12 protein-coding genes are annotated in these 12,752 nt (G+C 64.6%); 1 reads left to right on the forward strand and 11 read right to left on the reverse strand.

Annotated elements, in window-relative coordinates:
* Positions 1-164: 164 nt before the first annotated feature.
* Positions 165-1,697: a GTPase HflX gene (gene hflX, locus ACE5CZ_RS12670; protein ID WP_374947688.1), complete on the reverse strand. Its 1,533-nt coding sequence runs from the start codon at positions 1,695-1,697 to the stop codon at positions 165-167.
* 42 nt (positions 1,698-1,739) lie between these two features.
* Here hflX and ACE5CZ_RS12675 point away from each other — a divergent pair, with 42 nt between their 5' ends.
* Positions 1,740-2,351, forward strand: coding sequence for a class I SAM-dependent methyltransferase (locus tag ACE5CZ_RS12675; RefSeq protein ID WP_374947689.1), 612 nt, complete (start codon positions 1,740-1,742; stop codon positions 2,349-2,351).
* 11 nt (positions 2,352-2,362) lie between these two features.
* On the opposite strand, the gene dapF is transcribed toward ACE5CZ_RS12675, so the two are convergent.
* From dapF to ACE5CZ_RS12725, 10 genes are all read right to left on the reverse strand, one after another.
* Complete coding sequence (gene dapF, locus ACE5CZ_RS12680; protein ID WP_374947690.1) at positions 2,363-3,244, reverse strand: diaminopimelate epimerase; 882 nt, start codon at positions 3,242-3,244, stop codon at positions 2,363-2,365.
* Positions 3,234-4,199, reverse strand: coding sequence for a tRNA (adenosine(37)-N6)-dimethylallyltransferase MiaA (gene miaA / locus ACE5CZ_RS12685; protein ID WP_374947691.1), 966 nt, complete (start codon positions 4,197-4,199; stop codon positions 3,234-3,236). Before miaA ends, dapF begins: the two co-directional genes overlap by 11 nt.
* The gene (gene miaB, locus ACE5CZ_RS12690) at positions 4,189-5,733 is read right to left on the reverse strand and encodes a tRNA (N6-isopentenyl adenosine(37)-C2)-methylthiotransferase MiaB (RefSeq protein WP_374947692.1); all 1,545 of its coding nucleotides are present in this window, start codon (positions 5,731-5,733) and stop codon (positions 4,189-4,191) included. Before miaB ends, miaA begins: the two co-directional genes overlap by 11 nt.
* Positions 5,734-5,816: 83 nt before the next feature.
* Complete coding sequence (locus ACE5CZ_RS12695) at positions 5,817-6,500, reverse strand: regulatory protein RecX (RefSeq protein ID WP_374947693.1); 684 nt, start codon at positions 6,498-6,500, stop codon at positions 5,817-5,819.
* Between the two features lie 44 nt (positions 6,501-6,544).
* Positions 6,545-7,621, reverse strand: a complete 1,077-nt coding sequence (gene recA / locus ACE5CZ_RS12700) for a recombinase RecA (protein WP_374947694.1) — start codon at positions 7,619-7,621, stop codon at positions 6,545-6,547.
* 276 nt (positions 7,622-7,897) lie between these two features.
* Entirely contained in the window at positions 7,898-8,122 is a 225-nt protein-coding gene (locus ACE5CZ_RS12705; RefSeq protein WP_374947695.1) for a DUF3046 domain-containing protein, read from the reverse strand.
* A gap of 98 nt (positions 8,123-8,220) precedes the next feature.
* On the reverse strand, positions 8,221-8,529 hold the full coding sequence (locus tag ACE5CZ_RS12710; RefSeq protein WP_374947696.1) for a helix-turn-helix domain-containing protein: 309 nt from the start codon (positions 8,527-8,529) through the stop codon (positions 8,221-8,223).
* A gap of 234 nt (positions 8,530-8,763) precedes the next feature.
* Entirely contained in the window at positions 8,764-9,279 is a 516-nt protein-coding gene (locus tag ACE5CZ_RS12715) for a CinA family protein (RefSeq protein WP_374947697.1), read from the reverse strand.
* A complete protein-coding gene (gene pgsA / locus ACE5CZ_RS12720) occupies positions 9,276-9,866 on the reverse strand; it encodes a CDP-diacylglycerol--glycerol-3-phosphate 3-phosphatidyltransferase (RefSeq protein ID WP_374947698.1) in 591 nt (196 codons plus the stop codon). Before pgsA ends, ACE5CZ_RS12715 begins: the two co-directional genes overlap by 4 nt.
* A 6-nt stretch (positions 9,867-9,872) precedes the next feature.
* On the reverse strand, positions 9,873-12,743 hold the full coding sequence (locus tag ACE5CZ_RS12725; protein WP_374947699.1) for a DNA translocase FtsK: 2,871 nt from the start codon (positions 12,741-12,743) through the stop codon (positions 9,873-9,875).
* Positions 12,744-12,752 lie beyond the last annotated feature (9 nt).

Below are 12,752 nucleotides of genomic sequence, written 5' to 3' on the forward strand. Positions count from 1 at the left end.
CTCGAAGTCCAGAACTCTCCGGTCACGCATCGCGGGCGGTTGCCGGGCTCGGCTGTCGCTCTGCAGCCCCGCAATTGTGCGACCGGGCCAACGATGAGACCGACACTAGCGCGGGCTTCCTCACGCCGTGGTGCAGATGACCGAATGTGACGAAGGCCGCCAACTCAGCGTGCGACCGCGAACTCCTCGAGGGCGTGTTCGTACTCGGGGTTCACCAGCGCGCGAACCCGGGTACCGCCCTCTTCGTAGTCTGTGCTCAGCACTGTGTTGTGGTCGTGCAGAAGCGCGACCAGGTCGCCCCGTTCGTAGGGAAGGAGGACGTCGACCGTGATCGTGGGCTGGGGAAGGGTCTGCTCGACCATTTCGAGCAGCTCGGTGATGCCCTCGCCGGTTCGCGCGGAGACGAAGACCGATCTGGGCTCGAGCCCGCGCAGCACGATGCGGTCGCTCTCCGAGATCAGGTCGCTCTTGTTGAACGCGACGATCTCGGGAATGCCCCGCGCGCCGACTTCGCCGATCACGTCTCTTACCGTGGCGAGCTGGCTCGCGGGGTCTGGATGCGCGCCGTCGACAACGTGGATGATGACATCGGCGTCGGCCACCTCCTCGAGGGTCGAGCGGAACGCCTCGACGAGCTGGTGGGGAAGATTGCGCACGAATCCGACGGTGTCGGCGAAGGTGTACTGCCGCCCGTCTTTCGCGGTGGTCTTTCGCACCGTCGAATCCAGGGTCGCGAACAGCGCGTTCTCGACCAGGACCCCGGCTCGGGTCACCCTGTTGAGCAACGATGATTTTCCGGCGTTCGTGTAACCCGCTATGGCAACCGAGAAAACCGCATTGCGTTTGCGGTTGGCCCGTTTCGCGTCGCGCGCGGGCTTCATCTCGACGATCTGCTTACGCAGCCGTGCCATCCGGGTGTGGATGCGACGGCGGTCGAGTTCGATCTTCGTCTCACCGGGGCCGCGGGACCCCATTCCGGCACCTGCGCCGCCGACCTGGCCACCGGCCTGGCGCGACATCGAGTCGCCCCAGCCGCGGAGCCTCGGGAGGAGGTACTCGAGCTGCGCCAGTTCGACCTGGGCCTTGCCCTCGCGACTTTTGGCATGCTGGCTGAAGATGTCGAGGATCACGGCGGTGCGGTCGATCACCTTCACCTTGACGACGTCTTCGAGCGCACGTCGTTGGCTGGGCGCCAACTCGCTATCGGCGATGACGGTGTCGGCACCGAGGGACTGCACCAGATCGCGCAGCTCCTGAGCCTTGCCCTTACCGAAGTACGTGCTGGGGTCGGGTGTGGGTCGACGCTGCAGAAGTCCTTCGAGCACGATTGCGCCGGCGGTCTCGGCGAGCGCGGCAAGTTCGTGCATCGAATTCTCGGCGTCTGTCAGGCTGCCCTGCGTGTACACACCGATGAGAATGACATTCTCGATGCGCAACTGCCGATACTCGACCTCGGTCACGTCGTCGAGTTCGGTGGAGAGACCGGCCACGCGGCGCAGCGCCTGACGATCTTCTCGTTCGCTCTGGTCGCCGTCGAATCCGGATTCGCGTCCAGTCGTGTGCCGCTGCAGTGCCTGCGCTGCCGAATTCGTGAACAGCGAGTATCCGGCTGCCCGGGTCTCTACTCTTGCCAGCACTCTCGCGACCACGTCGTCGCTGTCGTAAGCCCCTGTTGTTGCGTCAGTTTTATCGGTCATCTGAACTCAAGGATATCCCCACAGGTTTGCTACTGTCCCTCTATGACGAATGAGCACTATTTCTCGGCCACCCCGGCGAGTCCGCTCATTCCTCGAGAGATCTCGGTGCGCCTTGCCGATACCGACTATTCCCTCGTGACCGCGGGCGGGGTGTTCAGCCCTGATCGCATCGACGCGGGCACCCAGGTTCTGCTCGCCAACACCCCCGCTCCCCCGCCGGGCGGCAACCTGATGGATCTCGGCTGCGGATGGGGGCCGATCGCCTTGACGCTCGCGCTGCTGTCACCCCGGGCCCAGGTGTGGGCGGTCGACGTCAACGAGCGCGCACTCGACCTCGTTCGACGGAACGCCGAACGCCTCGGCCTCAGCAACCTCACACCCGTTCTGGCGTCCGAGGTGCCTGCCGATGTCTCGTTCATGACCATCTGGTCGAATCCGCCGATCCGGGTCGGCAAGGCCGAGCTGCACGCGATGATGAAGACCTGGCTGCCACGACTCGAACCGGGCTCGGATGCATGGCTCGTCGTTCAGCGCAACCTCGGCTCGGACTCGCTGCAGCGCTGGATCCAGGCCGAGTTCGGCGACGACCTGCAGACCACACGAGCCGCCACGAACAAGGGCTACCGTGTGCTTCGTGCCCGCTCTACCGTCTGAGGACTGCGTCGTCAGGCCAGCGAGAGGTCACCCTCGAACACGAGCTCTGCCGGGCCTGACAGGGAGACGTGCTCGCCGTCTTCGGCCGCGAACATGCGAACGCCGACCGTGCCGCCGGGCACGTCGACCCTCCAGGTACTCGGGGCCCCTCGACCCGCCCAGTGTCGCGTAGCCAGGGCGGCCGCGGCGGCACCGGTTCCGCACGAGAGCGTCTCGCCACTGCCGCGCTCATGCACCCTCATCGTGATTCGTCCGACACCATCGGCGACGAGCGGCTCGTGGGGAACGACGAACTCGATGTTCGCGCCCCGGCTCGGCTCGGGGTCGACGTGCGGAATGTAGCCCAGGTCTGCAGAGGCGAGCTCCTCTGCATCGGCAAGAGCGACGACGATGTGAGGATTGCCCATGTCTATTCCCTGGCCGGGGCGGGCCACGGCGAGATTGCGCGCACGAACCAGGGGATCGCCCTGCTCGAGACGCCAGCGACCCAGGTCGACCTGGAAACCGGTCGTGCTGCGCTGCACGTCGCGGACTCCCACCCTCGTGCCGACCGCCAGCGTGTCGCCGGGGCTCAGCTCGATAAGTCCGTTGTCGATGAGATAGCGCGCGTACACGCGGATGCCGTTGCCGCACATCTCGGCGATCGACCCGTCGGCGTTGCGGTAGTCCATGAACCACTCAGCGGCCGAATCCTCGGCGAGAGAGGCCGCGCCCTCGGGCAGATTCGCTGACCTCACCGCACGGATCACCCCATCGGCACCGACACCGAAATGCCGGTCGCAGATGGCGGCAACCTGCTCCGGGGTGACATCGTTGGTGCCTTCGGCATCGGTGTAGAGGACGAAATCGTTGCCGGTTCCGTGACCCTTGGTGAAATGAAGTTCAGTCGCCATTCTGCAAGCCTAGGGTGTGCGCGAGGGCACGGGCCGGCGCGGCCGGATCCCGCGCATCCAGAATCACCGCCGAGGCATACCGGCGAAACCAGCCGACTTGCCGACGGGCGTATCGCCGCGTGAGCGCCTGCGTCGACTCGATCGCCTCGTCTTGGCCGAGTTCGCCAGCCAATTGGGCAAGCGCCTGGGCATACCCGATGGCCTTGCCCGCGGTCGTGGCAGGATCGAGGCCGTCTTCTTTCAGGGCCGCCGCCTCGTCGACGATCCCGTCTCGCCACATTGCGTTCACGCGCTCGTCAAGGCGCGCCACCAGCTGCGCCCTGGGCATCTCGAGACCGATTATGGTCGACGGGCGCCAGCCGAGGGGCGCTCCCGGCAGCGTTCCTGACAGCGCGCTGCCGGTCATCTCGAAGACTTCGAGGGCGCGCACGAGCCGACGGCCGTTCTGCGACCCGATCGCCTCCGCCGACGCGGGGTCACGTTGTTTGAGCTGCCTGTATAACGACCCGGCACCTTCTGAGACCAGCTCGGCCTCGAGGCGCCGCCGAATGTCTGCGTCGGTGCCGGGGAACTGAAAATCGAAGATGACGCTGGACACGTAGAGGCCGGAACCGCCCACGAGAATCGGAACGCTTCCCCGACTCAGGATCGCGTCGATCTCCGTACGCGCAGACGCTTGGAAGTCTGCGACCGAATTCTCCTGGGTGACGTCAAGAACGTCGAGGAGATGATGCGGCACTCCACGGCGATTCTCCAGAGCAAGTTTGGCCGTGCCGATGTTCATTCCGCGGTACAGCTGCATCGCGTCGGCGTTGACGATCTCGGCGACCCGTCCACGACTGGACAGGCGCTCGGCGAGTTCTAATGAAAGCCCCGATTTGCCGGTGCCCGTGGCACCGACGACGACGATCACGTCTCTGACGGTGGCGTCGCCACTGGGCCGACTAGCGCTCACCGTCGGCGAGATCGTAGATGGGCACCGTGCCGACGCGGAGCGTGGGGAGGCCGAGCGAGACAGGCCGAGGCCCGCCCGCGGGCGCGCTGTTCTGTTGCGACGGTACTGCGCACGACTCCGCAGCCGCGCGATCCCACGCATCGCCGGCTCTGGTTCGCCGAACTCGGAGAGGCCGTCCGTCGGAATCGGCGATCAGGTGGAACGGTGCAGCCTCGGTGACCACGACTGTGACGACGTCACCCGGTCGCGGAACGGGGGAATCGGGCGTGACCTCGAAGTGTACGAGACGCGAGTCTTCGGCCCTGCCGCTGAGGCGATGGGTGTCGGCGTCTTTTCGCCCCTCGCCGTTCGCGACGAGGACGTTGACCTCGCGCCCGATGATGCGCTGGTTCTCTTGCCAGGAGATGCGGTCTTGGAGAGCCGCCAGTCGCTCGTAGCGTTCCTGCACCACCGCCTTCGGAACCTGATCGGGCATCGTCGCGGCCGGCGTTCCGGCTCGGATCGAGTACTGAAAGGTGAAGGCCGTAGCGAAGCGGGCTTCTTCGACCACTCTCAATGTCTCGGCGAAATCTTCTTCGGTCTCGCCGGGGAACCCCACGATGATGTCGGTACTGATCGCCGCGTTCGGTATCTGCCGACGGACCCGCTCGAGAATGCCCAGAAACTTGGCCGAGCGGTAGGAGCGCCTCATCGCCCTGAGCACTCGATCTGATCCTGATTGCAGCGGCATGTGCAGCTGCGGCATGACAGCCGGTGTCTCGGCCATGGCGTCGATGACGTCGTCTGTGAACGCGGCGGGATGCGGGCTGGTGAATCGGATGCGCTCAAGACCGGGAATGGCGCCGGCAGCCCTGAGCAGCTTCGAGAACGCGAGCCGATCGCCGAACTCCACACCGTAAGAGTTGACGTTCTGCCCGAGGAGAGTCACTTCGATCGCACCATCGTCGACGAGTGCTCGGATCTCGGCCAGCACATCACCGGGACGCCGGTCTTTCTCTTTGCCTCGCAGAGCTGGCACGATGCAGAACGTGCAGGTGTTGTTGCACCCTACAGAGATAGAGACCCACCCGCTGTAGGTCGAGTCGCGTTTGGTCGGCAGTGTCGACGGAAAGGTCTCGAGAGAATCGAGGATCTCGATCTGGGCCTCGCCATTGTGCCTGGCGCGCTCGAGCAGGCTGGGCAGGGATCCCATGTTGTGAGTGCCGAAGACCACGTCGACCCACGGGGCCTTCGTGAGAATCGTGTTCTTGTCTTTCTGGGCGAGGCATCCGCCCACGGCGATCTGCATGCCGTCATGCCGTCGCTTGACGCTCGCGAGGTAGCCCAGGTTGCCGTAGAGCTTGTTGTCTGCATTCTCCCGCACTGCGCACGTGTTGATCACGACCGTGTCGGCCTCGGTTCCGGGCTCGGCCCTGACGTAGCCGGCGGCCTCGAGTGAACCCGAAAGGCGCTCGGAGTCGTGGACGTTCATCTGGCATCCGAAGGTGCGCACCTCGTAGGTGCGGATGCGGGGTGGTGCGGTCACGCTGCTCATAGGGCCAGTTTACGTTCGACATGGGCTGCGCCCGACCCGCGGCCGCTCACGCGCCACGCGCCGACTTCTGCGCCCGAGCCGAGTCAGCGGAATCTCACCGAGCTCGGCGCTGTCGCTAGTGTCTTCGACACGGCATCTCGGACCACCTGGGACGGATACCCTTTGCGTTGAAGAAAACTACTGAGTCGACGCTCGGCCGTTGCGCGATCGAGGCGAAGCAGACTGGGGGCCTTCTTCTCGGCGAGTTCTAGAGCGCGCGCAAGCTCGTCATCGTCGTCTAGTGCTGTCAAGAGATCGGAGACGATCTCTTGACTGACTCGCTTGGCACCGAGTTCTCGCTGGATCTGGCTGCGGCCGAATCCCTTGCGCCGGTGCAAGCGCTCGATCTCGCGCTCGGCAAAGGCGTAATCGTCGACATACCCCTTCGATCGGTAGATCGTCAGGAAGCCCTCGAAGGCCGACGAATTGACACCGTTCGCCGCGAGGATCTCAGTGACCTGCCACTCTGACAGGTCTTTTCTGGCCAGCGCCCGCACCACGAGGCTTTCGAGGTCTGCGAGTTGCAATTCTTGATCTTCTACCTGCTGCGGAGTGAGTCCGGAGGTGTCGAGAGTCGGGACGGCTATCGGCCCGGCATAATAGCGAGCAACCTGCGGTTGCGCGTCGGGCTCACCGAACAGAAAGGTCACGGGCGCCACCGACTCGTCAAGAGCGCCGGCCGCCGAGTTGTTGTCTGTGTCATCGGGCGACTCTGTAAATCTGACCATGATCGTGGCCTTTCTGTCGTGTCGATTCGGTGAGCTTCGGAACCCTAGGCGCCCTTGCGGGCCGGCGCCTTCGTGGCCAGGGCGACCGGCGCAGCCGACGCGGCAGAGCCAGCCGGGGTCTTGTCGGCTCCGATTCCGAGTTTGGTGAGGATCTTCGTTTCGATCTCGGCGGCGATTTCGGGATTCTCGGTGAGGAATCGCCGCGAGTTCTCTTTGCCCTGGCCCAGCTGCTCACCCTCGTAGGTGTACCAGGCACCGGACTTGCGCACGATCTCGTGCTCGACTCCGAAGTCGATCAGGCTGCCCTCGCGGGAGATGCCTATGCCGTAGAGGATGTCGAACTCCGCCTGCTTGAACGGTGGTGCCATCTTGTTCTTGACGACCTTCACCCGCGTGCGGTTACCGACGGCATCGGTGCCTTCTTTCAGGGTCTCGATGCGTCGGATGTCGAGGCGAACGGATGCGTAGAACTTGAGCGCCTTGCCACCCGCCGTGGTCTCGGGGCTGCCGAAGAAGACGCCGATCTTCTCTCGAAGCTGATTGATGAAGATCATGGTGGTGTTGGTGGTGCTGAGGCCACCCGTGAGCTTGCGCAGCGCCTGCGACATCAGACGGGCCTGCAGTCCGACGTGCGAGTCACCCATCTCGCCCTCGATCTCTGCTCGCGGCACGAGGGCCGCCACCGAGTCGATCACGATGAGGTCGATCGAGCCGCTTCGCACCAGCATGTCGGCTATCTCAAGTGCCTGCTCACCGGTGTCGGGCTGGGAGACCAGCAGCGCGTCGATGTCGACGCCGAGTTTCTGGGCATAGGCCGGATCGAGCGCGTGCTCTGCGTCGATGAAGGCCGCGATTCCTCCGGCTTTCTGCGCATTGGCGATTGCGTGAAGCGTGAGAGTCGTCTTGCCGGAGGACTCCGGTCCGTAGATCTCGACGATGCGGCCCCGGGGAAGGCCTCCGACCCCGAGTGCGACATCGAGGGCGATCGAACCTGTAGAGATGACCTCGACCGGGGCGCGATCATCGCTTCCGAGGCGCATGACAGACCCCTTGCCGAACTGTCGGTCGATCTGGGCAAGTGCGGTTTCGAGTGCCTTTTCTCGTGTGGCGTCTGATGGCATTGCTGTCTCTTTCTGTCGTGCGCGGAATCCGTCGCGTGAGTTGTTCGCCTATAGGCTGTCGTGCCGGCAAGCCGGCTATCGACAAGGCGTTCGCATCGTGTTGTGCGTGTAGTCCGACTGTAGACACGACCACCGACACCGGGTCGGAATGGCGTCGACCAGTGGACAACACGACAAACAGTTCTGCTGTGAAGGAGACTACACAGCCCTAGAACATATATTCGAGCGGATTCGGCGCGTGTCGGATATGCGCCACGAAGTCACGGCCGACAAGAATCAGGACCGCGGTGCGGGCAGGCCGACTCCGTGCCATCGCGATTCGGGAACCCCGCTTGCCCTGCAGAGTGCGAGCCAGACCTGCCGCGCCGGGACGCCCTCCCGGAGTGCAACCTCGGCGGTGCGGTCCGCCAATTCAGCAATGACGAGATCCCCCGTCACCACGCGTCCATACGCGACGCCGAACTCGTCTGAGACGGCCTGTCGGAACTCGCTCTGTCTCATGCCACTCCTTCGTGCCGCGATCTCGGCGAACACAGTGAGGGCCTCGTCACTTCACCTGTGACGAGGCCCCGAACTGATCGACTCGTTCCCGAGTCGGACTACCGGGTGAGAAGCTTGGAATCGTAGCCCGCGACGAATTCGTCGGGGACAGTGTCGGGAATCGTGTCGATTCCCTCGATCACGGCGAGTCGGTCTCCGACCTCGCGCATGATGACGGAGATCGGAGTGTCGAGGGCGTCAGCCACCGACGCGAGGATCTCACTCGACGCTTCTTTCTGACCGCGCTCGACCTCGCTCAGGTAGCCGAGGGCGACGCTCGCCTTACTGGCGACCTGTCGAAGGGTGCGACCCTTCTGGAGACGAAAATCTCGCAGCACGTCGCCGATCTCTTGGCGAACTAAAATCACTGGACCCCTCCTTGCTGATTGTCTTGCGTCGAAACGATGTGGCCGCTCGGGTACTGCCCGTTCGGTACTGCCTGAAACTCTAAACGACACTGAACCGTCTTTTCTGTGAATGACATCAGTTGTAACGAGATGGAAATGCCGTTCATTCCCGAGTTCGACGAATGCCCAGTGCTCGCTCTCACCCGATATTCGACGCTGTCGACACCTCGGATTGGATTGACGCCACCCGCTCAGTCACCGTCGACCACCTTCGCCCGTAATGGCCTCGAGCAGCAGCTGGACGGCCGCCGCGACGGTCTGGCTCCGTACGCTGTCACGGTCGCCGCGCAGGTGCAGTCTGTGAGAGGACATGCGACCGTCGGCCGCAAGACCGATGAACACCGTGCCCGCGGGATGCCCGTCCTGCGGGCCGGGCCCGGCCACGCCGGTGGTCGAGAGACCCCACGACGCGGCCTCCGTGCCGAGACCGAGCCGCTGTCGGACTCCCTCGGCCATGAGCCGGGCAACGTCAGAATCAACGGGCCCACGTGTCGCCAACAGATCGTCATCGACGCCGAGCAGCGAGTTCTTGAGATCGGTCGCGTACGCAACCACTCCCCCCCGCACAACGCGGGACGCCCCCGGTATCCGAATCAGTTCGGCGACGAGCAGCCCGCCGGTCAACGATTCAGCCACCGCGATAGTCAGACCACGACTGGCCATCAGCTCGATCACCGCATGGGTCGAATCGTGCGGGCTCGGCGTCGTCACGGCGCGGCTCTGCCCGCCCTGCTGAGACGCCTCGCCTGCACCAGATAGTCGATGCCCGTGACGACTGTCAAAACGAATGCGATCGACATGGTGATGATGTTCACCCAGTCGAACCAGCTGCCGAGAAGGGCAGGGAACGGGACGAGCGCGAGCGAGATCGCGATCGACTGCGCCAGTGTCTTGAGCTTCCCCCCGCGCGACGCGGGGATGACACGATCGCTGAGCACAGCGAAGCGAAACACCGTTATGCCCACCTCGCGAACCAGAATGATCGCCGTCACCCACCACGGCAGTTCGCCCAGAATCGACAGTCCGACGAGTGCGGCGCCAGTCAGTACCTTGTCAGCGATGGGATCGAGTAGCTTGCCCAGGTCTGTGACCAGATTGCGGGACCGGGCGATGTGGCCGTCGACGCCATCGGTCGCGATCGCCACGATGAACAACGCGGCTGCCGCGTACCTCAACGGCGAGTCCGAACCGCCATCGGCGAGAAGCATCCAGAAGAAGAGCGGCGCGAGCAGAATACGGACAACGGTGATGACATTCGGAAGATTCCAGTTGCTGACGCGTGCAGCGGCCTCGGTCACGGTGCTCTACTCTCTGCCGGTCAGGCCCCAGGCATCTTCGTCTGAATCGCCCTCTTCTTCAGGGTACCGCTCCAGGCCCCTGGCCACCGGGTCGTCGGCATAGGGGTCGTCGCCAGCCGCATCGGTGTTCAGAGATACGCCGGGCTGCACGCCGGCGGATGCCGTGGATGCAGGCACGCCCCGCAGCATGGCCAAGATCTCGGGAAGCTGCTCGGCTGTCACGAGCACGTCGCGCGCCTTCGAGCCCTCGGACGGTCCGACGATCTCCCGCGACTCCATCAGATCCATCAGGCGACCCGCCTTCGCGAATCCGACCTTGAGTTTGCGCTGCAGCATCGACGTAGACCCGAACTGCGTGTTGACGACGAGTTCGGCAGCAGCGAGAAGGATCTCGAGGTCGTCGCCGATGTCGGCATCGATGTTCTTCTTGACGGTCTCGACTGCCACATCGTGCCGATACTCGGGACGAGCCTGCTGCGTGACGTGCTGCACGACCGTAGCGATCTCCGCTTCGCTCACCCACGCCCCCTGAACCCTGATGGCCTTCGACGACCCCATAGGCAGGAAGAGGCCGTCGCCCTGGCCGATCAGCTTGTCCGCGCCTGGCTGGTCGAGGATGACCCGGGAATCGGTGACACTCGTCACGGCGAACGCGAGTCGGCTCGGCACGTTCGCCTTGATCAGGCCGGTGACGACGTCGACGCTCGGCCGTTGCGTGGCGAGCACCAGGTGAATGCCGGATGCGCGCGCGAGCTGTGTGATGCGCACGATCGAGTCTTCGACGTCTCGCGGAGCCACCATCATGAGGTCGGCCAGTTCGTCGACGACGATCAGCAGGTAGGGGTAGGGCTTCAGCTGCCGCAGGCTGCCCACCGGAAGTATGATCTCGTTGTTGACGACCGCCTTGTTGAAGTCGTCGATGTGTCGGAAGCCGAAGCTCTCGAGGTCGTCATATCTCATGTCCATCTCTTTGACGACCCAGGCCAGCGCTTCGGCCGCCTTCTTGGGGTTCGTGATGATCGGCGTGATCAGGTGCGGCACGCCCTGGTAGGCGGTGAGCTCGACCCTTTTCGGGTCGATGAGCACCATGCGCACCTCGCTGGGTTTCGCGCGCATGAGGATCGACGTGACCATCGAGTTGACGAAACTCGACTTGCCGGAACCGGTGGAGCCGGCCACCAGAAGGTGAGGCATCTTGGCGAGGTTCGCCATGACGAACTTGCCCTCGACGTCTTTTCCGACGCCGATGGTCATAGGGTGGTTGTCGGACGCCGCCTTGGACGAGCGCAGCACATCGCCGAGTGAGACGATCTCCCTGTCTGTATTGGGAATCTCGACACCGATGGCGCTTTTGCCCGGGATGGGCGACAGGATGCGCACCTCATTGCTGGCGACCGCGTACGACAGGTTCTTCGACAGTGCTGTGACGCGCTCGACTTTGACGCCTGGGCCCAATTCGATCTCGTAGCGCGTGACAGTCGGCCCCCGGGAGAATCCGGTGACGGTCGCGTCGACCTGGAACTGCGTCAACACTTCGGTGATCGCGGCGACGATTTCGTCGTTGGCCGCAGAGCGAGCGAGCGAGGGCCCGCCCGCCTTGAGGCTGGCTGCCGACGGCAGTCGGTAGTTCGCTGCGGGGGCATCGATCTCGATCGTCGTCTCGACCGCCTCGTCGGCCAGGTCGAGCTCAGGTTGCACCGCACGCACGGTCGATTGCGGATATGCGGAGGACGACTCGGCCGCCGCATCGTCGAGGAGGCTCGTCTGGGGCGCCGCACCGGGTCGGATCTCGCCGGTGAAGCGCCGAACCGCGCGTTCGGCCGCCTTCATGTCGTTGAGAAGCCCCACCTGGGCGATGGCCGCATCGTCGTCGGGACCGGCCACGCTGGCGGCGCTGGCGTAGGGCTCGTCGGCGGCCGGGGTGCGATCTTCAACACGCGGTGCCATCACGGGCGCATCGAACTCCGGATCTTCTTCGCGCTGAGACGAGTTGCGCCTCCACCACGGCAGCCCCTCTGATACGACCTCTCGGGCCGCAAGATCGATCTGCTCGGTCGACAGCACGTCGGACTCGGCCTGCGCCTTCGATGCCCCGTCGGCCTTCGCGGCATTCTTCGACTCACGATGCTCGGCCTCGTCGGGGAAGGCCGCACCGAACAGGTATGAGTACAACTCGCGAAGTCGCGATCCGACTCTGTTCGGCGGTGTTTTGGTGAGGATGAACACGCTCAGCACCAGGAGCGCCGACACCACTATCGTGGCGCCGATCGGTGTGATGAGTGCGACCAACGGCGCCGCGAGAACCCAGCCGAAGATGCCGCCCCCGGTCGCCAATGCCCCGCCGGCAGGGTTGGGCTGCCCCCCGTAGATGTGGCAGAGCGACGAGACCGTGACGAGCATCAGCCCGAGTCCGATGCCGATGCGACCGTTGTTGTGTACCGAACTCGGATGCCGGAAGAGCCACGCGGCGAGCAGGAGAAGTACGACGGGAAGCGCGTAGGCCACACGACCGAAGAGCAGCCCGAAGGTGAAGGCCTCGATGGTGACGGCGACGGCATTGGAGACCAGGAACCACTCGATGACCGCGCCGGCGATGGCCAGCAGCACGAGCAGGAACGGAAGGCCGTCCCGCCGCTCGGCTCTGTCGAGTTCGGCGGGTGAAAAGGCACGGAAAGCCCCGCCCACGACGTGGGCCAGTGCGAGCCAGGCACGGCTCACGAGGCCCGGGCCGCGTTCGTCGCTCGACGCCGGATTCAGGCGCACGGTCTTCTGGGTGGCCGCCGCACGAGCAGGGGTCTTTCGGGCGCCAGGGGCGGCGCCCGAGCGACCTGATGATGCGCCGCGTGCGCGAGAGGTCGACTTGGTACTCGTAGCCATGGTGTCACG

The organism is Agreia sp., assembly GCF_964263775.1.
Lineage (GTDB): Bacteria > Actinomycetota > Actinomycetes > Actinomycetales > Microbacteriaceae > Agreia.